28 protein-coding genes are annotated in these 27,000 nt (G+C 66.8%); 14 read left to right on the forward strand and 14 right to left on the reverse strand.

Translation table 11 applies throughout. The features are described from left to right. Positions 1 to 3: 3 nt before the first annotated feature. The gene (gene fliF, locus IEV87_RS21170; protein ID WP_229737756.1) at positions 4 to 1,704 is read right to left on the reverse strand and encodes a flagellar basal-body MS-ring/collar protein FliF; all 1,701 of its coding nucleotides are present in this window, start codon (positions 1,702 to 1,704) and stop codon (positions 4 to 6) included. Between the two features lie 207 nt (positions 1,705 to 1,911). Between fliF and IEV87_RS21175 the strand changes: the two genes are divergently transcribed. The 6 genes from IEV87_RS21175 to IEV87_RS21200 all read left to right on the forward strand — a co-directional run bounded on the left by IEV87_RS21175 (position 1,912) and on the right by IEV87_RS21200 (position 4,947). Continuing rightward, positions 1,912 to 2,415 (forward strand): flagellar basal body-associated FliL family protein, encoded by a 504-nt coding sequence (locus tag IEV87_RS21175; protein ID WP_229737757.1) that lies wholly within the window; start codon positions 1,912 to 1,914, stop codon positions 2,413 to 2,415. Between the two features lie 4 nt (positions 2,416 to 2,419). Next, positions 2,420 to 3,367 carry a flagellar motor switch protein FliM gene (locus IEV87_RS21180; protein ID WP_188479723.1) on the forward strand — a complete coding sequence of 316 codons (948 nt, stop codon included), beginning with the start codon at positions 2,420 to 2,422 and terminating at the stop codon, positions 3,365 to 3,367. After that, the gene (locus tag IEV87_RS21185) at positions 3,351 to 3,707 is read left to right on the forward strand and encodes a flagellar motor switch protein (protein ID WP_188479724.1); all 357 of its coding nucleotides are present in this window, start codon (positions 3,351 to 3,353) and stop codon (positions 3,705 to 3,707) included. Before IEV87_RS21180 ends, IEV87_RS21185 begins: the two co-directional genes overlap by 17 nt. After that, positions 3,707 to 4,348 carry a MotE family protein gene (locus tag IEV87_RS21190; RefSeq protein WP_188479725.1) on the forward strand — a complete coding sequence of 214 codons (642 nt, stop codon included), beginning with the start codon at positions 3,707 to 3,709 and terminating at the stop codon, positions 4,346 to 4,348. The genes IEV87_RS21185 and IEV87_RS21190 overlap by 1 nt, the downstream gene beginning before the upstream one ends. 66 nt (positions 4,349 to 4,414) lie before the next feature. Then, a complete protein-coding gene (locus tag IEV87_RS21195; protein ID WP_188479726.1) occupies positions 4,415 to 4,645 on the forward strand; it encodes a type II toxin-antitoxin system CcdA family antitoxin in 231 nt (76 codons plus the stop codon). A 2-nt stretch (positions 4,646 to 4,647) separates the two neighbouring features. Further along, positions 4,648 to 4,947: a CcdB family protein gene (locus IEV87_RS21200; protein WP_188479727.1), complete on the forward strand. Its 300-nt coding sequence runs from the start codon at positions 4,648 to 4,650 to the stop codon at positions 4,945 to 4,947. Between the two features lie 3 nt (positions 4,948 to 4,950). Here IEV87_RS21200 and IEV87_RS21205 read toward each other — a convergent pair whose 3' ends face one another. Beyond that, entirely contained in the window at positions 4,951 to 5,607 is a 657-nt protein-coding gene (locus IEV87_RS21205; protein ID WP_188479728.1) for a GntR family transcriptional regulator, read from the reverse strand. Positions 5,608 to 5,834: 227 nt separating this feature from the next. Between IEV87_RS21205 and IEV87_RS21210 the strand changes: the two genes are divergently transcribed. Genes IEV87_RS21210 through IEV87_RS21220 form a run of 3 tightly spaced genes read left to right on the forward strand, consistent with a single transcriptional unit; the run spans position 5,835 to position 8,658 of the window. After that, positions 5,835 to 7,010 carry an acyl-CoA dehydrogenase family protein gene (locus IEV87_RS21210; RefSeq protein WP_188479729.1) on the forward strand — a complete coding sequence of 392 codons (1,176 nt, stop codon included), beginning with the start codon at positions 5,835 to 5,837 and terminating at the stop codon, positions 7,008 to 7,010. A gap of 17 nt (positions 7,011 to 7,027) precedes the next feature. Beyond that, a complete protein-coding gene (locus tag IEV87_RS21215) occupies positions 7,028 to 7,801 on the forward strand; it encodes an enoyl-CoA hydratase/isomerase family protein (protein WP_188479730.1) in 774 nt (257 codons plus the stop codon). 5 nt (positions 7,802 to 7,806) lie between these two features. Beyond that, positions 7,807 to 8,658 carry an alpha/beta fold hydrolase gene (locus IEV87_RS21220; RefSeq protein WP_188479731.1) on the forward strand — a complete coding sequence of 284 codons (852 nt, stop codon included), beginning with the start codon at positions 7,807 to 7,809 and terminating at the stop codon, positions 8,656 to 8,658. On the opposite strand, the gene IEV87_RS21225 is transcribed toward IEV87_RS21220, so the two are convergent. Continuing rightward, complete coding sequence (locus tag IEV87_RS21225) at positions 8,655 to 10,202, reverse strand: carboxylesterase/lipase family protein (protein WP_188479732.1); 1,548 nt, start codon at positions 10,200 to 10,202, stop codon at positions 8,655 to 8,657. The two genes, IEV87_RS21220 and IEV87_RS21225, sit on opposite strands and share 4 nt — an antisense overlap. A gap of 137 nt (positions 10,203 to 10,339) precedes the next feature. On the opposite strand from IEV87_RS21225, the gene IEV87_RS21230 reads away from it, so the two are divergent. Both IEV87_RS21230 and IEV87_RS21235 read left to right on the forward strand, forming a co-directional pair. After that, positions 10,340 to 11,113 (forward strand): SDR family NAD(P)-dependent oxidoreductase, encoded by a 774-nt coding sequence (locus IEV87_RS21230; RefSeq protein ID WP_188479733.1) that lies wholly within the window; start codon positions 10,340 to 10,342, stop codon positions 11,111 to 11,113. Further along, entirely contained in the window at positions 11,110 to 11,889 is a 780-nt protein-coding gene (locus tag IEV87_RS21235; RefSeq protein ID WP_188479734.1) for an SDR family NAD(P)-dependent oxidoreductase, read from the forward strand. The genes IEV87_RS21230 and IEV87_RS21235 overlap by 4 nt, the downstream gene beginning before the upstream one ends. A 272-nt stretch (positions 11,890 to 12,161) precedes the next feature. On the opposite strand, the gene IEV87_RS21240 is transcribed toward IEV87_RS21235, so the two are convergent. The 11 genes from IEV87_RS21240 to IEV87_RS21290 all read right to left on the reverse strand — a co-directional run bounded on the left by IEV87_RS21240 (position 12,162) and on the right by IEV87_RS21290 (position 23,395). After that, complete coding sequence (locus tag IEV87_RS21240) at positions 12,162 to 13,397, reverse strand: MFS transporter (protein ID WP_188479735.1); 1,236 nt, start codon at positions 13,395 to 13,397, stop codon at positions 12,162 to 12,164. Between the two features lie 155 nt (positions 13,398 to 13,552). Beyond that, positions 13,553 to 15,076, reverse strand: coding sequence for an AMP-binding protein (locus IEV87_RS21245; RefSeq protein ID WP_188479736.1), 1,524 nt, complete (start codon positions 15,074 to 15,076; stop codon positions 13,553 to 13,555). Then, positions 15,073 to 16,233: an acetyl-CoA acetyltransferase gene (locus IEV87_RS21250; protein ID WP_188479737.1), complete on the reverse strand. Its 1,161-nt coding sequence runs from the start codon at positions 16,231 to 16,233 to the stop codon at positions 15,073 to 15,075. The genes IEV87_RS21245 and IEV87_RS21250 overlap by 4 nt, the downstream gene beginning before the upstream one ends. 70 nt (positions 16,234 to 16,303) lie before the next feature. Beyond that, a complete protein-coding gene (locus IEV87_RS21255) occupies positions 16,304 to 17,095 on the reverse strand; it encodes an N-acyl homoserine lactonase family protein (protein WP_188479738.1) in 792 nt (263 codons plus the stop codon). 9 nt (positions 17,096 to 17,104) lie between these two features. Then, positions 17,105 to 17,833, reverse strand: coding sequence for an ABC transporter ATP-binding protein (locus IEV87_RS21260; RefSeq protein WP_188479739.1), 729 nt, complete (start codon positions 17,831 to 17,833; stop codon positions 17,105 to 17,107). Further along, positions 17,826 to 18,605 (reverse strand): ABC transporter ATP-binding protein, encoded by a 780-nt coding sequence (locus IEV87_RS21265; RefSeq protein WP_188479740.1) that lies wholly within the window; start codon positions 18,603 to 18,605, stop codon positions 17,826 to 17,828. Before IEV87_RS21265 ends, IEV87_RS21260 begins: the two co-directional genes overlap by 8 nt. Further along, positions 18,605 to 19,591 carry a branched-chain amino acid ABC transporter permease gene (locus IEV87_RS21270; RefSeq protein WP_229737758.1) on the reverse strand — a complete coding sequence of 329 codons (987 nt, stop codon included), beginning with the start codon at positions 19,589 to 19,591 and terminating at the stop codon, positions 18,605 to 18,607. Before IEV87_RS21270 ends, IEV87_RS21265 begins: the two co-directional genes overlap by 1 nt. Next, positions 19,584 to 20,483, reverse strand: a complete 900-nt coding sequence (locus tag IEV87_RS21275; RefSeq protein WP_188479741.1) for a branched-chain amino acid ABC transporter permease — start codon at positions 20,481 to 20,483, stop codon at positions 19,584 to 19,586. Before IEV87_RS21275 ends, IEV87_RS21270 begins: the two co-directional genes overlap by 8 nt. Beyond that, positions 20,480 to 21,373 (reverse strand): NAD(P)-dependent oxidoreductase, encoded by an 894-nt coding sequence (locus tag IEV87_RS21280; RefSeq protein WP_188479742.1) that lies wholly within the window; start codon positions 21,371 to 21,373, stop codon positions 20,480 to 20,482. Before IEV87_RS21280 ends, IEV87_RS21275 begins: the two co-directional genes overlap by 4 nt. A 4-nt stretch (positions 21,374 to 21,377) precedes the next feature. Further along, positions 21,378 to 22,127, reverse strand: coding sequence for an SDR family NAD(P)-dependent oxidoreductase (locus IEV87_RS21285; protein WP_188479743.1), 750 nt, complete (start codon positions 22,125 to 22,127; stop codon positions 21,378 to 21,380). Between the two features lie 62 nt (positions 22,128 to 22,189). Further along, positions 22,190 to 23,395, reverse strand: a complete 1,206-nt coding sequence (locus IEV87_RS21290) for an ABC transporter substrate-binding protein (RefSeq protein ID WP_188479744.1) — start codon at positions 23,393 to 23,395, stop codon at positions 22,190 to 22,192. A gap of 262 nt (positions 23,396 to 23,657) precedes the next feature. Here IEV87_RS21290 and IEV87_RS21295 point away from each other — a divergent pair, with 262 nt between their 5' ends. The 3 genes from IEV87_RS21295 (at position 23,658) to IEV87_RS21305 (ending at position 26,997) form a co-directional block, all read left to right on the forward strand. Next, positions 23,658 to 24,887, forward strand: a complete 1,230-nt coding sequence (locus IEV87_RS21295) for a CaiB/BaiF CoA transferase family protein (protein ID WP_188479745.1) — start codon at positions 23,658 to 23,660, stop codon at positions 24,885 to 24,887. A gap of 73 nt (positions 24,888 to 24,960) precedes the next feature. After that, positions 24,961 to 25,866 (forward strand): isocitrate lyase/PEP mutase family protein, encoded by a 906-nt coding sequence (locus IEV87_RS21300; RefSeq protein ID WP_188479746.1) that lies wholly within the window; start codon positions 24,961 to 24,963, stop codon positions 25,864 to 25,866. Between the two features lie 6 nt (positions 25,867 to 25,872). Next, positions 25,873 to 26,997, forward strand: a complete 1,125-nt coding sequence (locus tag IEV87_RS21305) for a 2-methylaconitate cis-trans isomerase PrpF family protein (protein WP_188479747.1) — start codon at positions 25,873 to 25,875, stop codon at positions 26,995 to 26,997. Positions 26,998 to 27,000: the final 3 nt, after the last annotated feature.

Raw genomic sequence — 27,000 nt, forward strand, 5'->3', positions numbered from 1 at the left:
GCCTTACATCCCCTCTGCCAGCCAGGTCTTCACGACCTTCAGAGAATCCGTCGGCTGGCTTTCGATCAGCCCGCTGACGGTGTTGATCCAGCCGCGATGCACCCCGCCGCGCACCGCGCCGATGGTGACCATGTCGTCCGGCCCGGCCTTCGCGTCGTCGTCCAGGATCTGGCCCGTGACCACGCCGTTGGCGGCCACGGCGGGCTGGTTGCGCCGTGCGCGGGTGGCCGAGGCGGCGGGCAGGTTCTCCGGCGCGCCTTCTTCGTCCTCTGCCTCCGCCCCGTCGGCAGCGGCCCCCGGCAGCGCGGCGAGGTCCTTGTTGCCCTCAACCCCTTCGACCGGGGCGAGGCGGGCCATCATCGGCATCACGCCGAACTTCAGGATCGCCGCGATCACCGCCAGCGCGAAGACCGCGCGCAGGATCGACATGAGGTTGTCCTTGAGGATCTGGCCGACCCCGGTGGTCACCGGCTCACCCACGTCCATCGAATAGTCCATGAACCGCAGGCTATCCACAGAGACCGAGTCGCCGCGCCCCTCGTTGAAACCGATGGCGGCCTGCACCAGCTGGTTCAGACGGTCCAGTTCCTCGGGCGTGCGCTCCTCATAGGCGACATCGCCGCCGTCCTGCACGTTGTAGATGCCGTTCACCAGCACCGCGACCGAGACGCGGGCGATCTCTCCGGGTTCGCGCACGGTTTCGGTGGCGGTGTTGCCGATCTCGTAGTTCACCACCTCGTCGGTGCGGTTGGAGCTGTTCTGGCTCTGCGCCGACCCGTTCTGCGCGAGCGAGGCGGGGATATCGTCGTTTACGCCGACCTCGCCCGTGTCGCTCTTGGTGTCGGAGCGGTTCTCTTCCCGTGTCTCGGTGGAGCGGACGACGCGCTGCTCGGGGTCATAGCTCTGGTTGCGGATCACCTGGCGTTCGTTGGTCAGGTCGACGCTGACCTTCACGCGCGCATTGCCCGCGCCGACGCGGGCGGTGAGGATTTCGGTGACGTTGGCGGCGATCCGGTCTTCGATCGAGGCACGCAGGGCCTGCTGGCTGACCTCCGCATTGTCGCGCCCCTCCTCGGCGAGGATCGTCTCGCCATTCGCGGTGAGGACGGTGACACGGCCGGCGGCCATCTCCGGCACGGCCGAGGCGACGAGTGCGCGGATCGACTGCGCCTGCCGGTTGGAAATCTGATGCCCCGCACGGCCCCGCACGATGACCGAGGCGGAGGGCTGCGGGCGTTCCCGCGAAAACGCCTCTCTTTCGGGCAGAACCAGATGGACGCGGGCGGCATCGACCCCGTCGAGCGTCTGGATCGAGCGGGCCAACTCCCCTTCCAGCGCGCGCAGACGGTTGATCTTCTGCATGAAGGTGTTCATGCCGAGACCGCTGCCCTCGTCGAACAGTTCCCACCCTGCAACGCCGTCACCGACCAGCCCCTGACCGGCCAGCTCCATGCGGGCGCGGGCAAGATCTTCCTGCGGGACGGAGATGATGGAGCCGGAGGCGTCGACCTTTACCGTGAACCCGGAACCCTCGAGCGAGGAGACCATGCGCGAGGCGTCGGACGGGGTGAGATCGCGGTAGAGCGTGGCGTAGCTCGGCTCCAGCACGGTGCGGATGCCGAAGACCAGGGCAAGGACCAGCACAATACCGGTTGCCCCAAGGGCGATCAGCCGCCCCTGGCCCAGAGCCCTGAGATTTTCCAACAAGGCCTGCACGTCGCCCCCAAGTTCTTTTCTCGTTGATCCAAGAATAGGCGAAACTATTCTTGAAAGGCAAGATAACTTTGCGGTTTAAGCTTGCAAAATCTCGCGCCGCGCGGCATGTTTCCTTGAAGATCACAAGAAATAGCCGGGTTCTGTTCTTGAGGGGCGCAAAGAATCATCCGGCAGGGTGACGGTGAAGGGCAGTCGATGAAGAAAAAGCTCGTTTCGGTGGCGCTGATCTCGGTCGTGGGCGTTGTTGCCCTCGTCGGCGGTCTTGTCGCGGCCATGGGCTTTGATGACGCGCTTGCGCTTGTCACCGGCGGCAAGGGCGGGGCCGAAGAGGTCGCCGCGGCCGAGGTTCACAAGGCTGCGCCGCCCGAGATGGGCAAGACGATCATGATCACGCCGTTTCAGGAGATCATCGTCAACATCTCTGCCACCACCGCGACGGGGCGGCAGACGACCCGGTTTCTAAAGCTGAACACCGCGCTGGTTTACGATGAGGCCGCCGAGGGCGCGAAACATGTCGAAGAGCGCAAGCCCTTCGTGCGCGATGCCTTTCAGGATTATCTCCGCCAGCTGTCCGAGCGCGACGTGCAGGGCAGCGCCAGTCTGGCCATCCTGAAGGCGGAACTGCTGCGCCGCGCGCGGACCGTGTCGGGAACCGACGCGCCGCAGGAAATCCTCATATCCGACCTGATCGTGCAATAGACCCATGTGCCCACCCTCCGCCAACATAGCCCTGCCCGAAGGTGCCCCGGTCGAAGAAGAGATCATCCAGCGCGCCAAGCGGTCCTATGAACGCCTGCCGACCCTCGAGGTCATCCTCGAACGCTTCGCCCTCGCCGTCGGTCCGGCGCTGAAACATTACGTCGGGGCGATCTGCGAGGCGAATATCGACACGCTGGACTACCTCACCACCGGCGATGCACTGGAAAGCGTGCCGAACCCGGCGCTGATCTCGGTTGTCGAAGAACTGAACTGGGACGGACCCTTTGCGCTCGCCCTGGACCCGACGCTGCTGATCTCCACTCTGGAAATCACCTTCGGCGGACGGTCCACCGGGCGCAGCAGCTGGACCCCGCGCAGCTTTACCGCGATCGAGAAGAAGATCGGCCGGGACATGACTCAGCTGATCCTCGAAGAGCTGGCGGAATCCTTCGGCAAGCTGTGCGACGTCGAATTCACCATCAGCCATATCGAGACCAACGCGCAGGCCATGGTGCTGGCCCCGCCCAACACCGGCTGCGTGCGGCTGCGCATGCATGTGACCATGGACGACCGCGACGGCTATTTCTACCTCGTCATCCCGTTCAATGCCCTGGCAGAGATCCGCAACATGCTGGTGCAGCCTTTCCACGGCGGATCGCTTGGCGGCGACAAGAGCTGGCGGCGGTCGATGACCGAGGTGATCGAGGATACGGATGTCCTTGTCACCGCTCTCCTGCACGAGGCCTTTGTGCCGATGCAGGAAGTTCTGGAATGGAAGAAAGGTCAGGTTCTCGACCTCGGGATCGTCAAGGACCAGCGGGTGTCTCTCAGCTGCAGCGGCACCGAAATGTACACCGCCGAAACCGGCAAACGGCGCAACGGGCATCTTGCGCTCAGGATCACCGACCAGCTTATCGACGAAGAGGAAATGACCAATGTCCTACCTGATTGACATCATGATCCTGCTGCTGCTGGCCGGGACGCTTGGCTATGCCTATATCGTCGACCGCCGCGTGCGCATCCTCATGTCCGTGCTCAAGGAGATGGAGCCGATGGTCGGAAAGTTCTCCGAGGCGGTGGACCGGTCCGAAAGCTCTGTCGGGCTGCTCAAGACCATGACGGAGAAGGTGCGCAACCCCGTCACCGCCGCGCCCGAGGTCGATCGCGGCCAGATCGTATCCTTCCGCACCAGCCGCGAAAAGGCGACCCGTCCGGCAGGCGTGACCCGCGTGACCGGCAAGTCCGACCTGGTGCGCGGCTTCTTTGAAACCGCCCGCACGAAAGGCGCGTGATGGCCCTGCGTCCCTTCCCGATGATGCTGATCGCGCTGGCCGGCTTCGGCGCAGCCAAGCTGGCGGTGGAGGTCGTCGCCCCGGCCGCACCTATGCCGGCGGGAGAGGGGCTGTTCGTCGGCCCCGCCATCGCCGCCGCGCCCGCCGAGGAGACGCCGAAAGAGGCCGCCGCGAAGGACGCGCCCCGATCCTCGGACGAGGTGCAGGCCTGCGCCATGCCGGAAGAGATGCTCCAGATCATCACCACGGAACGCGAATACCTGGCCGAACAGAAGACCGACATGGCCCGCCGCGAGGCGGAGATCGATCTTGCGCGCGAAAAACTTCAGCTGGAACAGACACGTCTGGACGAACTGAAAACCGCGCTCGAAGGCCTCTTGGCCAAGGTCGATGCCGCCCAGACCGATGACGTGCGCCGCCTGGTCGCGCTCTATTCCAACATGAAGCCGAAGGATGCGGCGGCGATCATGAACGACCTGGATATCGAGGTGTCTGTGATGGTGCTGGGCACAATGTCCGAACGCACCGCCGCCCCGATCCTCGCCGGGCTGAACCCGGTGCGGGCGCGGGCGATTTCCAAGATCATCCTTGAACGGTCCAAGCTGCCCGGCGACCAGCGCCTGAACAACCTCAAGCTCTGATCCTCGCGCTTACCGCCGGAATGTGGTAGACCTGACGGTAGTTTTACCGGCAAGACGAGTCGTCCCATGGCCAAGACCCCGCGCAAATCCACCTCCATGAGCCTCGACGCCGACCTGCTGGCGGAGGCGCGTGCACTAGGCGTAAACATCTCCCGTGCCGCCGAGAAAGGGCTGGAGGAGGCGGTGAAGAGGGAACGCACCCTCGCATGGCAGAAGGAACACGCCGGGGCCATTCAGGAATTCAACGACTGGATCGAGAAGAACGGGGTGCCCTTCGCCGAATTCCGCAAGTTCTGAAGATGGCGGCACAGTACGATCTGTACCATGCCGTGAACGGTCGGCTCTGTGTCGTCATTCAGAACGATCTGCTGACCGGCATCGCCACCAGTGTCATCATGCCGGTTCTGCCGCGTCGCCAGACCCCGATCCTCTACAAATCCCTGAATCCGGAAATCATCATTGGCGACGAAGTCTATGTCCTGATGCCGCAGCTTGTGGCCACCTTGACGCAGACCGAACTCGGCACCCGCATCGGATCGCTCGCCGTCTACCGGGACGAGATCACGCGCGCCTTGGATACCCTGCTCTCGGGCATCTGATCGTCAGGACTCGGGCAGTTTCAGTTTCAGCCGCGCGGCATAGCTCTGGCGGATGTGATGCGCGGCCAGATCTTCCGCCTTGCCAGCGTCACGCGCGGCGATCGCTTCGGCCAGCGCGCGGTGTTCGCCGATCACGGCATGGCGGCGCGCGATGTCGACAAGCGAGGTGCCGCGGCGGTCGGCGGCGACGATGTCCTCCAGCGTATTGGTGAACTTCATCAGGTAGCGGTTGTGCGCGCAGGACCGGATCATGCCGTGAAAGGCGCGGTTGTGGCGGATCATGGCGTCGCGGTCCTCCACCAGACCGGCCTCGCGGTCGGTCAGGGCGATCAGCTGGTCCATTTCCGGCCCCGATGCGTTGCGCGCCGCCTGTCCCGCAATCGCCCGCTCCATCACCTCGCGCGCGACGAAGATCTCCTTCAGCGCCTCGTTGTCGATGGAGGCGACGACCAGCCCGCGCCGGGGATGGTTGGCCAGCAGCCCCTCGGCCTGAAGCCGCAGCAGGCCCTCGCGCGCGGGGGTGCGGCTGATCTTCAGCCAGTCCGCGGTCTTGTATTCCGAAATCCGGTCACCGGGTGACAGCGTGCCGTCGGCAATCGCATCGCGCACCGCCTCATAGGCATGGTCCGCGAGGTTCGAAGAGGTGCTGCGCCCGGTCATGCCGATCCTTCCGTCCATCATGGCATACTATACGGTACAGCCCGCCCGGCGGTCAAACCATGCCGCCACGTCGCCGGAAATGCCCCGGTTTCGTGCCTGTACACCTGCCGCTGCCCCTCACAGCACCCGCCGGGCCGAGTTGACGCGCCCCCGCGATGCCGGTAACGGTAGGTTCAAATGGCATACCATATCGCGGTAAGCCCGACCATGGAGACGGGGAGAGCACCATGGACTTCTCACTGAGCGACGAACAGCAGATGCTGCGCGATCTCTGCGCGCGGTTCCGGGACGACCATGTCCGCCCGCTGGAACGGCTGGTGCTGGCACGCGAGGCCGACGGCGGCAGCGCCGAACTGACCGCGGAGGAACGCGAGCCGCTGGATGCGAAGGCCAAGGAACTGGGGCTCTACGCGCTGGACGGCCCGGAGGAATACGGCGGGTCCAACCTCGACTGCACCACCATGGTCGGAGTGTGGGAGGAGATGGGCCAGACCTGCGTCGAATACTATTTCCCGCCCGACAGTCCGAACCTGCGGATGCTGATGCAGACCTGCACGGAGGAGCAGAAGGTCAAATACCTCGAACCCTATTCGCGGGGCGAGGCGATCAGCGCCATCGCCATCTCCGAACCCGGCGGCGGCGGCGATCCGGCGGCGATGACCACGCGGGCGGTGCTGGACGGGGACGAATGGGTCATCAACGGCCGCAAGATCTGGATCAGCAAGGCCACGAAATCGGATTTCACGATCCTCATGGCCTCCACCGATCCGTCCAAGGGGGCGCGCGGCGGGATCTCTGCCTTCGTGGTGGAAAAGGACACGCCGGGTTTCGTCATCCAGCGCCGGATCCCGATGCTGGGCGGACGCAATACCTACGAGATCGTCATCGACAACCTGCGCCTGCCGAAATCCGCGCTTCTGGGCGAAATCGGCAACGGCTTCGGGCCGATGCAATTGCGGCTGAACACCCGGCGCGTGCAGATGGCGGCCTGGTGCGCGGGCAAGACGCGCTATGCGCTGGACCTCATGAAGGATTGGGTCAAGCAGCGGAAGACCTTCGGGGATCTGCTGGCCAACCGGCAGGCGATCCAGTGGTGGATCGCGGATGCAGAGATGCAGCTGCACGCCCTGCGCCTGATGATCTACAACACCGCCGACAAGATCGACCGGGGGCAGCAGGCGCGCACGGAATGTTCGATGGTCAAGCTGATGTCGACCGAACTCGCCTGGGATACGATCGACAAGGCGATGCAGGCCCATGGCGGGATGGGGATGACGCGGGAGATGCCGCTTGCCATGATGGCGAACCACGTCCGCGTCATGCGGATCTACGAAGGGCCGAGCGAGGTGCACCGCATGCTGATCGCCCGCCACGCGCTTCAGGACAGGATACCGGGGCTCTGACCCCGAACGGAGGACAAATGAGCGAAGTCACCATCACGCGCGACGGCCATGTCGCCATCGTCGAACTGCACCGCGGTCCGCACAACTTTGTCGATATCGCCGCGATTGCCGCGCTTGGCGATGCCTATGCGGAGCTTGACGCGGATCGCGACTGCCGCGCCATCGTGCTGTGTACCGAGGGCAAGAATTTCTGCGCCGGAGCCAATCTGGCGGAGCGGGTGAAGGACGACGGCGACTCCATTACGCAGGAGGCCGGGCGGCATCTGTACCAGGAGGCGCACCGGCTGGTAAGCAACGCCAAGCCCGTCGTCGCCGCCGTGCAGGGTGCGGCTGTCGGGGCCGGGATCGGCCTGGCGCTCACCGCAGATTTCCGCGTCGGCTGCCCGGAGTCGCGCCTGTCCGCCAACTTCGCGCGGCAGGGCTATCACCCCGGCTTCGGCACCACCTTCACCCTGCCGCGCGTCGTCGGCCCGCAGAAGGCCGCGTGGATGTTCATGACCGGGGAACGTGTTCCGGGGCAGGAGGCCTATGACATCGGCCTGCTCGACCGGCTGGTCGGTCTGTCCGAACTGCGCGCGACGGCGATGGAGATGGCAACGGAAATCGCGACCTCGGGTCCGCTGGCGGTCCAGGGTGTGCGGCGGACCCTGCGCATGGGTTTTGCCGACGGCTTCAAGCAGGCGACCTATACCGAACACTTCGAACAGAGCCTTGTCCGCCCGACCGACGACTTCAAGGAAGGCGTGCTGGCGATGAACGAACGCCGCACCCCGGTCTTCAAGGGATACTGAGCGGCGTGCTGGACCTGCCGGATGCCCTCTGCCGGCCGGACGCGCAGCTGGACGGGCTGCGCGACACCGCCCGGACCCGCGTGACGGGGCCGGAGGGCGCGCGGATCCACTGGACGGAATGGGGGCAGGGGCCGGTTCTGGTCATGCTGCACGGCGCCTACGGATCTTGGCCGCATTTCGTGCGCAACATCGCGGCCTTCGCGCAGGACCACCGCGTGCTGATCCCCGACATTCCCGGTTATGGCCTTTCGGACATGCCCGTCGGCCTGCCCTCCATGGTCGGCATCGGCCGGCAGGTCGCGGCGGGGCTGGACGACCTGATAGGGGTGGACACGCCGTATCGGCTTGTCGGCTTCTCCTTCGGGGGCGGGGTCGCGGGGCGGCTGATGGTGGATCACCGCGGACGGCAGAGCCATGTCCTTCTGGCCGCCCCCGCAGGAATCGCCAGCGCCCATGTTCCGCCGATGAAATCCATCCGCGGCCGGGTCGGAGAGGATCTTGCCGACGCCATCGCCTTCAACCTGCGTTCCATCATGTTCGCCCGCGACGATACGCTTGGACCGCAGGCGATGCGGATCCAGCACGAATGCGCCTCCGTCGCGCAGCTTCGGGTGGAAAAGGTGGACTGGGGTCCGGGTCTCGGCGCCGCCGTGCCGGGTTTTGCCGGGCATCTGATGGCTGTCTGGGGCGATGCGGATTCCTTTACCAAACCGGGCGAAGTGCCCGACCGCCCCGGCCAGATCCGGGCCTGGAACCCGGCGGCCGAAACGCATGTCCTGCCTGCGACCGGCCACTGGCTGCAGTATGAAAATGCGGAGGGGTTCAACGCCCTTCTGCGCGACCTGCTGTGTCGCTAGACGGCCCGCTTCACGCCTTTGAGCATCATGCCGACCCGGAAGCGGGGCCAGGGCTCTGTCAGGGTCCGCATCGCGCGCGCCGGATCGTCCACCACGCGGCAGTCCGCGTCGAAGATCATTGTCGGCCGGCGGGCGCTGTCATAGGCGGGCCAGTCGGGCAGCGTCCCGGCATTCGGGTCCCCGGTGCCGGCGAAACTGGCCCAGGCGGTCAGCATCCGGTCGGACAGCGCGTCTGCCTCCGCCTTCCGCCCCAGCATCTCCCGCGCGGTGTGTGTGGTGCCGAAGGCCAGCGGGATGCAGACGGTATGCGGCGCGCCAAGGTCCCCGCCCCAGGGCGCACAGGTCCAGTCGACGCGATAGGCCCAGACCGGCGCGCTGCCATGGTCCGCCTTGAGATCGGTGGAGATCCGGCAGTTTCGCGAATAACGGATGTCGGTCAGGATCGCCTCTGCCACCAGCCCCGGCTTCGGATTGTCCAGCAGGGCGCGCACCTGATCGTAGAGCGGCGCGGTCTCGGCCTCGGTCATCGTGAAAAAGTCGGCGACGATCCGGCGGGCGCGGGCTTCGGGCATGTCGAAGACGCCCTCTCCCTCCACGCCAAGGAAGAACGACATTTCGTTCTTCGTGGACCCGATCAGCAAGGGGATGTCGCGGTGCATCTCCAGCCCCTCGCGGCTGAAGGGATCGCAGGGCAGCACGGTGCCATCGACGACAGGGCGGAAGTCGTCGATGCCGCCGTTCCGTTCGACCGCACGCAGCCGGGCCTGCAGGATCGCCTCCATCGGGACCCCGGCCAGTGCCGCGCGGTTCCCCGGTGCGAGCCCCAGTTCGTCATACAGCAGTTCCGCGCAGCGGATCGCGCCCTCGGGTCGGGCCATGTCGATCTGCAGCGAGGCGCTCTGCACGATCGCGCGGTGGAACAGCCCCTTCGCGGAGGGCATGGCCATCAGCACCGACACCTTCGCCCCGCCGCCGGACTGGCCGAAGATCGTGACGCAGCCGGGATCGCCGCCAAAGGCAGCGATATTGTCGCGCACCCACTCCAGCGCGCGCACGATGTCGGTCATGCCGACATTCGGATCGCTCGCCTCCGTCCCGTCCCAGGTGAAGCCGAAGGCGTTCAGCCGGTGGTTCAGCGTGACCACCACGACATCCCCCCTTTCGGCCAGCACCGACCCGTGCACGCAGGGCCGGTTGCCGGAGCCGGAGATCCAGGCGCCGCCATGCAGCCAGACCATCACCGGCCGGGGCCTGTCCGCGTCACGCGGGGCAAAGACGTTCAGCCGCAGGCAGTCCTCGCTCATCGGGCTGGGATCGGCGAGGAAGGAATAGAAGGACGGCCCGCGCCCCTCGGGTACGACCTGTGGCGCGCGCGGGCCGATATCCGTTGCGACTGCCGGCTGCACTGTCGCCGGTCCGGCGTGGCGCAGCCGTCCCTCTCTGCCGGTGTCGGTGCCGTAGGGGATGCCCCGGAACACCATGGTCGCGTCGTGAAAACGCCCTTCGATCGCGCCGAGGCGCGTTTCGACGACCGGATGTGGCATGGGTCTCTCCTCCCTGATGCCCGGTCATTCAAACAGGTTACCATACGTACGGCAACTCTCGACATCAGCCGATATTTGCCGAACGCTCTTTTCAGTAGAACATCTGACTCGCTGGTAAAGGAGGAGAGACCATGCGCATGTCCGGAAGACTGGGGCTCGTGACGGCGGCGGCATCCGGGATGGGTCGCGCCGGGGCCATCCGGTTCGCGAGGGAAGGGGCGGCGGTTGCCGTCGTGGACATAGATGCCGAAGGTGTCGCCAGGGTGGTTGAGGAGATCAACGGCGCGGGAGGCACAGCCATCGGCCTGATCGGAGACCTGACGGATGACGACTTCTCCCGCGCCATCGTGCACGACGCGGCGAAAGCCTTCGGCGGGCTGGATTTTGCCTGGATGCATGCGGGACACCCCGGACCGGCGAGGGTCGAAGGCATGGACATGGAGGTCTGGGACCTTGGCGTCGACCTGAACCTGCGCACCATCGCGATCACCACCGGAGAGGCGCTGCCCGTGATGCGCAAGCGGAGCAACGGCGCATTGCTCTACACCTCGTCGATCGCGGGGATCAAGGGATCGGACCGCAGCCCGGCCTATTCCGCGATGAAGTTCGGCGTCGTCGGCTGGACCCGGTCGCTGGCGCAGCGTGTCGCGAAGGACGGCATCCGCGCCAACGTGATCTGCCCCGGCGGGGTCGACACGCCGATGCTGCGCACCTTCGTCGCCCGCCCCGATCAGGACAGCACCCACAACATGGACCCGGAGGAGATCATCGCCACCCGCCGCGCCGGTTACCCCATGGGCCGCCCCGCGCAGCCCGACGAACTGGCCAACGCCGCGCTGTTCCTGCTGTCGTCCGAGGCCTCTTACGTCAACGGCGCCGCCCTCGCCGTGGACGGGGCGATGACCGCATGACCCGGCTGGCTGGAAAGGTCGGGCTCATCACCGCCGCCGCCTCCGGCATGGGGCGTGCCGGGGCGCTGCGGTTTGCGGCCGAGGGCGCGGCGGTCGGAGTCGTCGACATCGACGCCGCCGGGGTCGCCTCCCTCGTGGCCGAGATCGAGGCGGCAGGAGGCCGCGCGCTGGCCCTGCCGGGCGACCTGACGGATGCGGACTTCTCCCGCTCCATCGTCGCGGACACGGCGGCGGCGTTCGGCGGGCTGGACTACGTCTGGATGCACGCGGGCCATCCGGGGCCAAGCCGGGTCGAGGACATGGACGAGGCGGTGCTGGAACTGGCGCTGCACCTGAATCTTCGGACCATCATGCACTCCACCGCCGCCGCCCTGCCACTGATGCGGGAGCGGGGCGGCGGGTCGCTGGTCTTCACGGCCTCGACCGCCGGGATCTACGGGTCGCCGCATTCCCCGGCGTATTCGATGATGAAGTTCGGCGTCGTCGGCTGGTGCCGGTCTCTTGCCAAGCGGGTGGCGCCCGACCAGATCCGCGCCAACGTGATCTGCCCCGGCGGGGTCGACACGCCGATGCTGCGCGCCTTCGTCGCCCGCCCGGACACGCCGCAGGCCAACGGCGACAAGGAGGAGATGGTGGCGGCGCGCGGCGGCAAGACCCCCCTCGGCCGGAATGCGCGGCCCGAGGAGATTTCCAACGCCGCGCTGTTCCTCGTGTCGGACGAGGCCTCCTTCATCTCGGGCGCGGTGCTGCCGGTGGACGGGGCTATGACGGCGTGAGGCCGAGCGTGGAGGCGTGCCAGCGCCGGTCAGGGGGACGGCGCTTCTGTCCGATGAGCATGGCGCTTTATGCCAGCCAGATACGTCTTCCGTCCGGCATGGCCACGAACGTCGTCAAAGCGCCGGCCCACAGGGCCGGACCGGCGCTGGCACGGCGGGCCTGCGGCCCTTGATTCCGTGCCGGTGCATTGCGGGGCGGCTGTTCCGGAGCACCTCCCTCGCCCTTCAGGGGGAGGGGGTCAGAGACAGCGACGGGGTCACCGGGCCGAAGCCTAAAGCCCGTCCTCCAGCGCCCCCTTCAGCCGGTCGAACCGCGTCGCGTAGTACCCGAGCAGGCCAAGGACCAGCACGACCCCGACGATCAGCGGCAGCCGCATCCCCCAGACATCCGAGGCCGCGCCCATCATCAGCGCGCCAACCGCCGGAGAGCCCCGGATCGTCAGCCCCCAGATCCCCAGCACCCGGCCGCGCAGGTCGTCCGTCACGATCATCTGTGTCAGCGTCTGCGCCGAAATCGCTCCGATCACCATGGCCGCTCCAATGAGCATCGCCAGCGGCAGCGCCATCCAGATCTCCCACGAACTCGCGAACAGCAGCAGCACGAGGCACATCGCGATCTGCGAGCCGAGCATGATCGCCGCCAGCCCCCGCGCCGATCCGCGCGACGCCAGCCAGAGCCCGCCCATCACCGCCCCGATCCCGAAGGCGGAGGTCAGCGCGGCGAAATCTCCCGACGTGCCGTGAAAGACCCGCGCGGCCCAGCCCGGCAGAAGCTCCACCACCGGGCGGACGAGGATGCCTGAGGACACGGTGATCAGCAGCAGCGCGTTCACCCCCGGCGTGGATACCGCATGTCGTATACCGACGGCCGTGTCGTGCAGGAAGCTGCCGGTGCTTGGCCGGCGCGTGGTGTTGTGCAGCCGAACGACGCTCAGCGTGACGGCAAAGATCACGAACGACACGGCGTTCAGCGCATAGGTGAACCCCAGTCCCCCGAGCGCGATGAACAGCCCCGCCGCAGCCGGGCCGAGAAACCGGGCGAGGTTGAAGGTGACGGAGTTGATCGCGATCGCCGTGTTCAGCCATTCCGTCGTGACAAGACCCGAGGTGATGGCCAGCCGGAACGGCTGCAGGAACCCGGTGACCGTGCCCATGAACAGGGTGATGAGGAACAGCGGCCAGATGCCCAGATACCCGGTCTGGTAGAGCAGGCAGAGCAGCAGCGCCTGCGCCAGCCCCAGCCACTGCCCGATCCGCATGATCTTCAGCCGGTCCCACCTGTCCGCCGCCGCGCCGGAAAACGGGCCAAGCAGGACGCAGGGGAACAGGTCGGCAAAGGCGATGGCACCGACCCAGGTCGCGCTCTCCGTCAGGGTCCAGGCCAGCCAGCCAGAGGCGATGCGCTGCATCCACGTGCCGATCAGGCTGAGCGAATTACCAAGCGTGAACAGGCCGTAGTTGCGCTGGCCGAGAACCTGGAAGATGCGGCTGAAGCCGAGGCGGGGCATGGGATGCGGACCTTGCGGGCGCGATCCGGATAGATGCGGATCGCATGGATTTCCCCTTTCTTCGCGCATGGCGCCGCGGGGTGCAAGGGGGCACGGGTGGAAACGTTTTCAGTTTGCCTGTTATCAGGGGCTTAGCGGAACCGGCCGCCCCCGGGTCAGGCGTCCTGTTCCGCCGCCAGCCGCGCCCGGAGGTCGGTTTTCAGCACCTTGCCATAGTTGTTCTTGGGCAGGTCGGGCAGGAAGACATAGCGCTTCGGCTTCTTGAACCGGGCGATCTGCGCGACGCAGACAGCGTCAAGCTCTGCCGGGTCCGGGGCCGTGTCTCCGGCGACGACAAAGGCGACGACGATCTCGCCCCATTCCGGGTCCGGGGCGCCGACGACCGACACCTCCTGCACGCCGGGATGGGTCAGCAGCACCTCTTCAACCTCGCGCGGGTAGATGTTGGATCCGCCGGAGATCACGAGGTCCTTGGCCCGGTCGTGCAGCGTCAGGTAACCGCTGTCGTCCAGCTGGCCCATGTCGCCGGTCCAGAGCCATCCGTCGCGGATCGCCTTGGCATTGGCCTCCGGGTTGTCGAGGTAGCCGGTCATGACCTGCGGACCGCGCACCACGATCTCCCCGATCTCGCCGGGGGGGAGGGGGGTGCCGCTGTCGTCGACGATGCGCACCTCCGCCACCGAATGCGCCCGACCGACAGAGGCGAGCCGCCTGTCCCAGTCCGGATGCGCCCTGTCGGCGATGTCGGCGCGGGACAGCGCCGTGATGGTCATCGGCGCCTCTCCCTGCCCGTAGATCTGCACGAACTTCGGACCGAAGACGTCGAGCGCGGCCTTGATGTCGGCCACGTACATCGGGCCCCCGCCATAGACGATGGTCTTGATGCCGTCGCCATCCGACCCCTCGGCCCGCGCCCGGTCCACCAGCCGCTTTACCATCGTCGGGGCGGCGAACATGGAGATGTTGCGCAGGTCGCGGGCCAGCGACAGGATCTCGCCCGGGTCGAAGCCGCCGCTTTCGGGGATCACATGCCGCGCGCCGCGCTGGACGTGGATGAAGTTGTAGAGCCCCGCGCCATGCGACATCGGCGCGGCGTAAAGCGCGGCATCCTCCGCCGCGACGTCGTCCACATCCGCAAGGTAGGAGAGCGAGGCCGCCATGAGGTTGCCAGCTGTCAACTCCGCCCCCTTGGGCCGCCCTGTGGTGCCGGAGGTGTAGAAGAGCCAGGCCGGGGTATCGCCCGCCATCGCAACCGGGCGGGGCATCGGCGGGGAGGCCAGCATCGCCGCAAACTCCGGATCCGCAGGCGACAGGCAGGGGGTCGCGCCGATGTCGCCGGTCCCTGTCAGCGCGCCGGGATCCTTGGCAAAGACCAGCCGGGAGGAGGAATGGGCAACGATCCAGGCGGCTTCTTTCACATGCAGCTTGCCGTTGACCGGCACGGCGCAGGCCCCGGCCCAGAGGATGCCGTAGAAGATCGGCAGGTAGTCGACGGAGTTTGGCAGGAAGATCGCCACCCGGTCGCCCGCGCCGATGCCCCGCGCGGAGAGCGCGGCCGCAATGGACCCGGCGCGCGCGGCAAATCCGGCATAGTCGCAGACCAATTCCGGCCCGCTGAGGAGCGCCGGAGCCCGTGGGCGGGCCCGCGCGGTGCGGGCCAGCCATTCGGCGGGGTTCATTTCACCGCTTCGAGGATGGAGCAGTAGTTGGCCACGCCAGATCCGCCCATGTTGAACACCAGCCCGAGGTCGGTGTTCTCGGCCTGCATCTCGTCCGCCGTGCCCGTGACCTGACGCGCGGCCATGACATGCATCGACACGCCAGTCGCGCCCACGGGATGCCCCTTGGCCTTCAGCCCGCCCGACAGGTTCACGGGCAGTTTCCCGCCCTTCATCACGGTGCCGTCCTTCACAGCCTCGGCACCCTTTCCCTTGGGTTTCAGGCCCATGGCCTCGTAGATCATCAATTCGGCGATGGTGAAGCAGTCATGCACCTCGGCAAAACCGATGTCCGCGACGCTCACCCCGGCATCGGCATAGGCGCGTTCAAACGCGACGCGCGGGCCGGTCAGTTCGGTCATGTCGCGGCGGGACATGGGCATGATGTCGTTCACCTGCCGCGCGGCGCGGAAGGTCACGGCCTGTGGGAAGTCCGCCGCCAGTTCCGGCGCGACGATGACCAGCGCGGCGGCGCCGTCGGTGATCAGCGAACAGTCGGTCATGCGCAGCGGCGCGGCGATCATCGGGTTCTTTTCCGATACCGTGTTGGCGAAATCGAAGCTGACGTTTTTCTGCATATGCGCCAGCGGGTTGGACAGCGCGTTGGCGTGGTTCTTCACCGCGATCCGGGCCAGCGTTTCCGACTGGTCGCCGAAGTTCTGGAAGTACCCGGCGGCGACGCGCCCGAAGATCTGCGGGAAGGAGACGCCGGATTCCTCTTTCTGGTAGGACGCGCCCGCCAGCGCCTTGGTCACGCCGGCGGTGTCAAGTTCGGTCATCTTCTCGACCCCGACGACCAGCGCGATCTTGGCCTCTCCGGCGCGGATGGCGTTCAGCGCGGAATAGATGGCGGCGGAGCCGGAGGCGCAGGCGTTTTCGCAGCGCGTCGCCGGGATGAAGCGCATGTCGTCGTCCAGCCCCAGCACCAGCGAGGAGGCAAAACCGTCCGGCACCATGCCGGAGTTGAAATGACCGAGCCAGACGCCGTCCACGTCCTTGGGCGTGATGCCCGCGTGATCCAGCGCCTCGCGCGCGGCGGCGAGGATAAGGTCCTCGAGCCGGTCTTCCTTCAGCGCGCCGAACTTGGTGTGGCCCCATCCCGTGATGCAGGGTTGCATGCGACTCTCCTCCTGTGACTTTCGGGCCAGTCTAGCCGGACGCGCGCGCGAGGCCAGTCCGCAAAACTACCTAACCGTGCGGCGCCACGTCGAGCCGGAGGATCGATCCCTCATGTCCCGGCAGGCTCGGGTAGAGATCGAGCAGCCGCGGATCATGGGCCGGGAGGACATGGTCGTCGCTGTCGGCGAGGTCGCGGATCAGGTCGTGCGCGGCGAGCATGTCGCCGATGCTGAACGCAATGGCGAAGGGGACGCCGCGTTCGTATTCCTCGTAATAGTGCAGCGCGTCGGAGGCGAGGACGACCCAGCCCCGTTTCGTATGGATCCGCAGCACCTCCTGCCCCGCGCAGTGGCCGCCGGTCCAGTGGGCGGTGACGCCTTCGGCGACCTCATGGGTGCGGCCGTGCAGGTGCAGGCGGTCGTCGTGGAGAAGATGCACCAGCCGCGCGATCTCGTCCGGCCAGTAGGCGTGGCGGAAGGCGGGTTTCTCCATCCACGGGCCGGTGACATAGGCCATTTCCTCGGCCTGCATCAGGAAACGGGCGTTCGGCAGGGCGTCGAGATAGCCGAGGTGGTCGTAATGGGCGTGGGTCAGCACGACGGTTTCGACCTCAGCCGGATCGATGCCGAGCGCGGCCCAGCCCTCCGGCGGGCTCATCACCTGGCGGTGGCCGTTTTTCCCGCCTTTCGCCGGGTCAAGCCCGGTGTCGACGACGATGATTTCCTCCCCCGATTTCAGCACCCAGCAAAAGAAGTCGAGCGTCAGGGGCGCGGTCGGGTCCCTGTCCGCGATGAAGTTCACACCCCGCGTGCGGGTGTCGTTCGTGGCATGGCGGATCGCGTAGATCTCCCAGGTCTTCATGGCGGCTCCTCAGGCTGCGGCGCCGAGGTAGGCGTCGATCGCCTCCTGCCGGGCCGCCTTGTCCTTGAGCTCTGCCGCGCTGCGCTGGCCGACGATGCGGCCGCCGCGCAGGAAATGCAGGTCATCGCAGAGCCGCATGGTCACGGCGAGGTTCTGCTCCACTAGCACGATGGCGAGATCGGTTTCGCGCCGGATCACGGCGAGCCGGTCGAAGACGCGGCGCACCAGCAGCGGGGCGAGGCCGAGCGAGGGTTCGTCGAGCAGCAGCAGCCGCGGGTTCGCCACCAGACCGCGCCCGATCGCCAGCATCTGCTGTTCGCCGCCCGACAGCCGCCAGGCCTGCCGGTCCGCCTTTTCCGCGATCTCCGGGAACAGGTCGAGCACCATGGCCATGCGCTGCTTCCGTTCTGCCGCCGCCTTCTGGTAGCCACCGAGGATCAGGTTTTCGCGCACCGTCAGGTCCCCGACGATCTCGCGGCCCTCGGGCACGTAGACGATGCCGCGGGCAACGCGGGTGCGGGCGGGCAGTGCGGCCAGATCCTCCGCGCCGAACATGACGGTGCCGGAGGCCGGGGTCAGTCCGGCGATGGCTTTCATGATCGACGACTTGCCCGCGCCGTTCGCGCCAAGCAGGGCCACGACCGCGCCCTCGCCAACCGTGAAGGACACCCGTTTGACGGCGGGGGCGCCGGAGCCGTAGGCCACGCTCAGATCGCGGACGGTCAGCAGGTCACTCATCTTCATCGCTCCCCAGGTAGATGCGGATCACGTCGGGATTGCTGCGCACCTCGGCCGGGGACCCGACCGCGACGAATTCCCCGAAGTTCAGCACGTAGATCCGGTCGCAGATGGACATGACGAGATCCATGTCATGCTCCACGACCACCATGACCAGATCGGGCGAGACCAGCTTTCGCAGGGCGGCGGTCAGGTCCTGCGTTTCCGCGTTGTTCAGCCCCGCCGCCGGTTCGTCGAGCATCAGGACAGACGGCTTCCCGACCACGGCGCGCGCGATCTCGACCAGCCGCTGCATGCCGGGCGGCAGTTCGCCCGGGTGCCGGTCACCGACATCCGGCAGGCCCAGATCGGCCAGAGCGGCGTCGGCGGCGCGGGCCATGTCCGACCGTTCCTGCCGTCCGCGAGGCAGGGGCAGGAAGGCCGACAGCCATCCCGCCGTGCCGGTGCGGGCGAGGCCCATCATCACGTTCTCGCGCACCGTCAGGTCGGGGCAGAGCGCGACATGCTGAAAACTGCGCACGATCCCCCTGGCCGCGCGGGCGGCGGGAGGCAGGCCGTTCAGCGGCTGCCCGGCGTAGCTGATCGTGCCCTTCTGCGGCGAATAAGCCCCGGTCAGGCAGTTGAACAGGCTGGTCTTGCCCGCGCCGTTCGGTCCGATCAGGCCGGTGATCTCGCCCGCGCGGAAATCCACGTCCAGACCCTTGAGCACCTTGATCCCGCCGAAGGACAGCGCGATCCCCTCTCCGCGCAGGGCGTTTGTCATCTGGTCCATCAGCCTGTCTCCCGGTTGCGGTTCAGTGCCTTGCGGATGCGTGGCATGTAGTGGCCGATCAGGATCATGCCGAGCAGGGCCAGTCCGTAGAGCACCGGGATCCACGCGCCCGAGGCCGAAAGCAGTTGCGGCACCAGCGTCACGAAGGCGCCGCCGATCAGGACGCGGGGCAGGGACAGGCCGTAGAAGCTGACCACCGATCCGACGAGCAGGAAGATCGCCTGCCAGAAGGTGAAGCCGCCCGGAGACACGGTCGATCCGGAGAAGGCCAGCGTTGCCCCGCAGAGCGCGCCGACCCCGCCCGAGATCCCCATGACGGAGATCCGCGCCCAGACCCTGCGGGTGCCGAAGGCGTCCGCCGCCGCCGGGTGCGTCTTGGCCAGCAGCAGCGCCATGCCCTGCCGCGACAGGCGCAGGCGGGCCACGGCGAAGCAGACCAGCACCAGCATCGCGAGCGCGACGTAGTAGCGCTGCGCCCCCATGTCGACGCCGGGCAGGAACGGGGTCGCGACGTAGAGGCCCTCGTACCCGCCGGTCAGCCCGTCGAAATTGTTGATCATCTCGGGCACCGCGAGCGCGAGGGCGAGCGTCGTGACGGCAAGGTAGATGCCGTGCAGGTTGCGCGAGGGCCAGGCGAAGAGCAGGCCGAACGCAACGCCCAGCACCAGCGCCAGCGGCACGGAGGCCCAGAGCGAGATGCCGTAGCGCGTGTCGAGCACCCCGACGGAATAGGCCCCGAGCGCAGTGAAGAAGGTATGCCCGATCGACACCTCTCCGCCGTAGCGGACCAGCAGGGACACGGCGAGCACCCCGATGGAATTGGCGAAGCAGAGGCCGAGCGTGAAGGTCCATGACCCGCCGAGCAACGCCGGAAGGAACAGCAGCAGCGTGACCAGCACGACGGCGGTGACCCCGGGTGTCGCAAGACCCGACAGGCGGGACAGGGCGGAGGGCGGGGATGGCATGTGGGAGACCTGATCAGACACGGGACCCTCCGACCTTCTGAAGGATACCGTTCGGGAAGATGTTCAGCGCCACCAGGATGACCCCGAGAAGGAAGGTGGAGGAGTATTCGGGGGACACGTAGAAGGTGAAGAGGTTCATCAGGATGCCGATCAGCACGCCTCCGACCAGCGCGCCGGGGAGCGAGGCGAAGCCGCCGATCACCGCCGCCGCGAAGGCCTGCAGCATGAAGGTCGCCACGGTCGTCACCGACAGAAAGGTCGTCGGCACGATCAGCAGCGCCCCGATCACCCCGAGGATCGCCGCCGTGATCCAGGCGAAATAATGCACGGAGCGCAGGTTCAGCCCGCAGACCTCTGCCGCGAAGGGGTTTTCGGAGATCGCGCGGAAGGCGATGCCAAGCTTGGTGTAGTCGATCACGATGAACAGGGCGCCGATGGTGACGATCGCCACGGCCAGCACGGTCAGGTCATAGCCGGTCACGAACAGGCCGAGTACGGAGAAGGCGAAACGCGGGATCGGCAGGTCGAGCGCGACGATGTCCGCCCCGAACATGAGCAGCGTCACCCCCTGCGCGATCAGCCCGAAGCCGAGCGTCGCGATGGTCGAGGTCAGGTCGCTTTCGAACACCACCGGGGAGATGATGGAATAGATCAGGAAGGCGATGGCCACTGCCGCCAGCATCGCCACCAGCACCGCGGCCCCCCAGGACAAGGACATCAGCACGCCCGACGACAGGCCGTAGACCAGAAAGGCCGTCAGTCCGGCCACATTGCCGTGGCTGAAGTTCACCACCTTGGAACATTTGAAGATCATCACCAGCCCGAGCGCGCCGAGCGCATAGAGGCAGCCGGTAATCATCCCGGACCAGATCAGCGGAAAAAGATCGTAGAGCAGGCTGTCCCAGACGGTCATCGCGCACCTCCGAAGGTTCCGTTTTCGACCAGCCTGATGACGGCCGGGAAATAGCGTCCTCCCAGCCCGTGCTCGACCGCCGCCTGGTAATAGGCGCGTGCCTCGGCGGCGGCGGGCAGGGCGGTGCCGGTGTCATCGGCCAGGTCGAAGACGTAGGAGATGTCCTTCAGCACGTATTCCGGCGGGAAGGACTTGTCCGGGAAATCGCGCGGCGCCATCGCCTTGCGGCCATGGTTGCGCAGGACAAAACTGTCGCCCGACCCCTTCGACACCGCGTCCAGCAGCGTGTCCGCCGTGACCCCGGCCCGTTCTCCCAGGACGATCATCTCGGCCAGTGCGACGGTGTTGGCGAAGACGAGCATGTTGTTCACCAGCTTCAGAACCTGCCCCGCACCGATGTCCCCGCCATGGGTCACGTCGGCGGCCATGTAATCGAGCACCGGGCGGATCCGGTCGTAAAGCGCGGGATCGGCCCCGACCATGATGGACAGCCTGCCCTGCTGCGCGGCCTCGCGGGTGCGGGCGACGGGGGCGTCGGCAAAGTCGATCCCCGTCGCCTCGAGCAGCGCGCCCGTCTTGCGGGCGTCGCCAACGGTCGTGGTCGACAGATCGACAACCACGGCACCCGGGCGGGCAGAGGCGGCGATGATTTCGGCCACCTTCAGGACCTGCGGTCCGCCGGGAAGCGACAGGCAGATGATGTCGGCGGATGCGGCCAGCGCCTCCACGCTGTCCATCGGTTCTGCCTTGGTGTCTGAAAGCGCGGCGAGCGCATCGTCCGACAGGTCGAAGCAGAGCACGCGGCCGGGATGCTTCAGCGCGATGTTGCGGCACATCGGCCCGCCCATGACGCCAAGCCCGATGAATCCGATTGTTTCCGTCCCTGTCATTGGCTCAGTCCATCAACATGCCGCCGTTCACGTCGAGAACGGTGCCGGTGATCCAGTTGGAGGCGGGGGAGGCGAGGAAGAGGATGGCCTGCGCGATGTCCTCGGGCTGACCGAAGCGGCCCAGGGGCACACTGCCGTTCGGAGAGGGCGCGGCGCGCTGCGTCACGGTTTCCCACATCGGCGTTTCGACCGGACCGGGCGCAATGACGGAGGCATAGATCCCCTTGTCCGCACCGTTCTTGGCCACCCATTTCATCAGCCCGTGCACGGCGGATTTCGCCGCCACGTAGGACGGGCCGGAGGCGACGCCGCCGATCTTGGACGCGATGGAGCCAAGCGCGACGATCTTGCCGAACCCCTGTTCCGCCATGACCGGAAACACCTCGCGCACCGGGTTCACGACGCCCATGAGGTTCACGTCGAGGATAGAGCGCCACTCGTCATCGGTCGAGTCCACCAGATGCCGGTGAGAGATCGTGCCGGCGCAGAGGATCAGCGCATCGACCGCGCCATGTTCGGCCCGTGTTTCGGCGATGATCGACCTGGCTTCGGCGCGCGAGGTCACGTCGTAGCGGCGGTAGGTGATCGCGTTCGAACCGAACTGTGCGCTGTCAGCGATGTCGGTGGCGATCACGGTGGCGCCGGCTTCGGCGAGGGCGAGCGTCGTTGCCCGGCCGATGCCGCCAGCCGCGCCGGTCACGATGGCGATCTTTCCGTCAAGGCGCGCAGGGCCGCTGACTGGGATGAAGGACATGAGGTTCCCCGGAATGTATGTGGTTGAGATGCCCGCCGACCCGTGGCCGGCGGGCATGCGGATCAGTTGCCCGCGGCGGCGTCGAAGGCTACCGAGGGGTAGGGCTGGAAATCGCGCACCAGGACGAATTCGCCGTCCTTGTACTGGATGATGCCTTCCTGCCGGGTGCCCCGGTGATCCCCTTCGATGAAGGTCACGCCCCGCGCGCCGCCGACGGCCGCGTCGGACATGGTGTTCATCACGGCGATCATGTTGGCGCGGGTGATCTCCTTCCCGCTGTCGAGCAGCATCTCGAACCCCTTGTGGAACAGGGCCGCATTGCTCCAGCCGTTCAGGCCAAGCACGCCGACGGGATCCTTGGGATAGTACTTCGCGACCGCTTCCCGATAGGCGACGATCTCGGGCTCGTCACTCGCCACCGGCAGCAGCCAGGAGGAGAAGTAGACACCTTCGAGCAGGTCCCCGGTCAGCTTGAGCGTGGAAGGATCGGCGGTGAAGAACGGCGCGAACCATGCCACGTCGACGCCCTGCAGGTCGGCAGCCTTGAGTGCCGCGGCGAGGTTGGCGTTGGACCCGTACAGGATCACCGTCTCCGCCCCCGAATTCTGGACGCGGCGGATATGCGCGCTGAAGCTCGTCGTCTTGACGTCGAAGGGCACGGATTCTACCGGCTCGATCCCGAGGTCCTTCATGACCAGGTCGAAGCCGCGCTTGGCGGATTTGCCGAGTTCGTCGTTTTCCCAGAGCAGGGCGATCTTCTTGTGACCCAGCCCATTGACCGCGTATTCCGCCGAGGCTCCGGCGGACCAGCCGTAATCGGGCAGCAGCGGGAAGACCGACGGTTCCACGAAGAACTGGCTCGCTCCGCCAACCGGACCGATGATCGGCACGCCGACCTCGTTGGCATAGGGAATCACGGCGACGTTGGTGGCCGTGCCAAGCGGTGCGGCGAGGGCGAAGATCTTGTCATCCTCGACCAGCGACCGGGCGACGGCGACGCTGCGCGCCGGATCGTAGCCGTCATCCTTGGTGATGAAGTTGAAGGTCCAGCCATCGACCTCTCCCGAGTCGTTGAGCCGTTTGAAATAGGCTTCCGACGCATGGGTCAGCGTGGCGTAGAACGGCACGGGGCCGGTGATGGGCGTAAAAGCCCCGATGGTCACGACCTTGTTTTCCAGATCGATTCCCGCTTCGGCGCGGACCTGATCCGCAAGCGGGCCGATCAGGAGCGCGACAGCGGCGACGCCCTTCCAGATTCCGTCTAGCATGTGTTCTCCTCCCTGGAGTTTTCCTTGTCTCTTGCCTTTCCGGTCGGCCTGTTCCCGACGGCGGCATGATGCATTATCAAGTCTTAGTGTCAACAATCTACATTCTACACTACAGTAGTTTTTGAACTCCCGCCCTCCTCAGGGGGTGCAACTGCGATCTTGACCTAATGATAATGCATTATGCATTGTAGTTGTGGCAAGCAAAATTCGAAATATGGCGGGATTTCTGGCGAATCCTGCCGACGCGAGAAGGAAAAAATGCATGAAAACAGGTGTGCTCAGCGGGAAGACCGTGGTTGAGCTTGGCAGCATGATCGCGGCGCCCTACGCCGCGCATCTGCTGAATCAACTGGGCGCGGAGGTCATCAAGATCGAACCGCCGGCGGGTGAGACGACCCGGAAACTGGTGCGCGGCGGGCCGAGCGGCAGCTACATCGCCTTCAACCGCGGCAAGCGCAGCCTGTGTCTCAACGTGGCCTCGCCCGGGGGGCGGGAGGCGTTGCACCGGCTGATCGCGCGGGCGGACATCGTCCTGCACAACCTGTCGCCGTCGGCCGCGCGGAAGCTTGGCGTGACCTTTGATGACTGCAACGCGAACAATCCCGGCGTCATCTTCTGCCACATAACTGGCTACGGCGCCGGACCGCAGGAGGACCAGGTGGCCTCCAACCCGATTGCAGAGGCGGCGACCGGGGTGATGTACCACAACCGGCCAGAGGGGCGTCCGGCCCGGCTCGGACCGTCCTACCACGACCAGTTCGCGGGCTGTTACGCGGCGATTGCGATTCTCTCGGCCATCCTGTCGGACGGATCGCCCGAGCGGCGCAACATCAACATCGGCCTGTACGAGACCGGCCTGCACATTGCGGCGCGCGACCTCCTTGGCGTGCAGCTCAAGTCGCAGTTGCTGGGACGGCCTGAGCAGGAACCGTCGGCAGAGTTCTCGATCCCCGGCTATGGCGCCTATGAAACGCGGGACGGCCGCTGGATTTATCTGGTGATGCTGACCGACGATCACTGGCGCAGGTTCTGTCGCGCGCTTGGCCTCGCCGAAGCCCCGGACCTGTCGCAACTGCGGCAGCGGCGGGCTCGGCGGCCCGAGGTGGAGGAGATCGTGTCGCGCGCCGTCGCTACCCGCACCTATGACGAGGCGGCGGCGCAGCTGGACGCGGGCGGTGTCGGGTTCACCGAGGTGCTGCCCTTCGACCGCGTGCTGGACACGCCACAGGCGCGGGCGGGGGAGAAGGTGTCGGACTTCGGCTTTGCGGGCTACCAGTTCCAGACGCCGGACCTGCCGCTCGGCGCGCTGCTCGGCGCGGTGTCCGACGCGCTTCCCCCGCCTCTTCTGGGGGAACATACGGCGGAGCTTCTGGGCGAACTCGGATACTCCGAAGCGCAGACCGCCGACATGATCGGGGCCGGGACGGCGGTCGCCGCCGATCCGCAGGCCCTGCTCTGGGCCCTGCCGAAAGAGCGCAGGGATGCAGGCTGATCCTATAGTGTCAACAGTTGACATCCAATAGAGGATTGGACAGAGTGGTCCCGAAGTCAACGGGATCACCTTCATGCCTGACACACACACGCCGCCCGCGCACAGCGCAGATCCGGCCGAACGGCGCAGGCTGTTTCGCGCGCAGGTCGCCGCACGGTCAGCGACGCTGCTGCCGGGGGCAGCCAATGCGCTGACCGCGCGGATCATCCAGGACCTCGGCTTCGGCGCGGTCTACCTGACGGGGGCCGGGCTGACGAATACGACGCTCGGGCTGCCGGACCTCGGGCTCGTCACGGCCTCCGATCTGGTGGATGCGACGACCCGGATTTCAGACGTCTGCGAACTGCCGCTTCTCGTCGACATGGACACCGGTTTCGGCAACGCGCTGAACGCCTATCACACCGTGCGCCGGCTTGAACGGGCCGGCGCCGCGGCGATCCAGATCGAGGATCAGGTGTTTCCGAAGAAATGCGGACATTTCGCAGGCAAGGGCGTGGTCCCGGTAGAGGAGATGCTGGGCAAGCTCCGGGCCTGCCTCGACGCCCGACAGGATGAAAACACCCTGATCGTCGCCCGCACGGACGCCCGCGCGGTCGAAGGCTTCGGCGCCGCCATGGACCGTGCACAGCGGATGATCGAGACCGGCGCCGACGTGATCTTTGTCGAAGCGCCGGAAAGCCGGGAAGAGATCCTCGCCATCGCCGCGCTGCCCGCCCCGCAGATCATCAACCTCGTGGTCGGGGGCCGGACGCCCATGATCGAACATGCGGAGCTGAAGCAGGCCGGGTTCGCCTTTGCCCTCTACGCCAACGCCGCCCTTCAGGCGTCGGTGCTGGCAATGCAGGAGGTACTGGGGTCGCTGGCCGAACACGGTTCGCTGACCCATGTCGCGGATCGGCTGGCCAGCTTTTCCGAACGGCAGCGGCTGGTCGGCAAACCGGGTCTCGACGCGCTCTCCGCCCGATACGAAGGATCCTGAACCGTCATGCCGCTGCAGGAAATTCCGGCCGCGTTCTGGCGCGGCGGCACCTCAAAGGCGGTGGTGTTCCGGATCGGCGACCTGCCGCCGGACCGCGCGGACTGGGATCCTGTCCTGCTTGGCGTGATGGGATCTCCGGATCCGAACGGGCGGCAGCTGGACGGGATGGGCGGGGGGATCTCCTCTCTCTCCAAGGTCTGTGTTCTCGGGCCCGCGACGCGGGCGGATGCGGATGTGGACTTCACCTTTGCGCAGGTTCCGGTCGGTGCGGGGCCGGTGGATTACGGCGGCAACTGCGGCAACATGATCGCGGCCATGGGACCGGCGGCGCTGGACCTTGGCCTCGTGCCCGCCCCGGCGGATGGCATGGCGCGGGTCCGCATCCACAACACGAATACGGCCAAGGTCATCGTCAGTCATTTCCCGGTGCGAGCCGGGCAGGCAGAGACCGACGGCGCGCTTGCCATCGACGGCGTCGCGGGAAGCGCCGCACCGATCCGGCTGGAGTTCCTCGACCCCGGCGGGGCGAAGACCGGTCGGCTGCTGCCAAGCGGGGCGGCGGTGGATGACCTCTCCGTCGCCGGCCGGGTGATCCGCGCCAGCCTTGTGGACGCGGCGAACCCCTGCGTCTTCGTTGCCGCCACCGATCTGGGGCTGACGGGGGCGGAGCATCCGGACCTGCTGGCCGGGGACAAAGCCTTCCTGAGCACGATGGAGTCGATCCGCCGTGCCGGGTCCGTCCGAATGGGGCTGGCCCCGGATCCTGAGGGCGCGGCGGGCATCCAGAGCATTCCGAAGATCGCCATCGTCGCCCCGCCCCGCGACGCGACCCTGCTCTCCGGTGCCATGCTGCCTGCGGACAGGGTGTCCATCATGGTCCGCATGCTGTCGATGGAACAGCCGCACCGCGCCGTCCCGATCACCGGCGCGATCTGTCTTGCCATCTCCGCGCGGATCCCCGGCACCGTCGCACATGCCGCCTGTGCGGCGGGGGAGGGGCCGCTGACCATTTCCCATCCCTCGGGTTCGACCCTGGTGGACGCGGAGCTGAGCGGGGCGCAGGCAGTGAGTGGCAGTGTCTATCGCACCGCCCGGAAGCTGTTCGGCGGCGCGGTATTCTTCAGGGGTTAGCCG

This window comes from Primorskyibacter flagellatus (assembly GCF_014638275.1).
Classification (GTDB): domain Bacteria; phylum Pseudomonadota; class Alphaproteobacteria; order Rhodobacterales; family Rhodobacteraceae; genus Pseudooceanicola; species Pseudooceanicola flagellatus_A.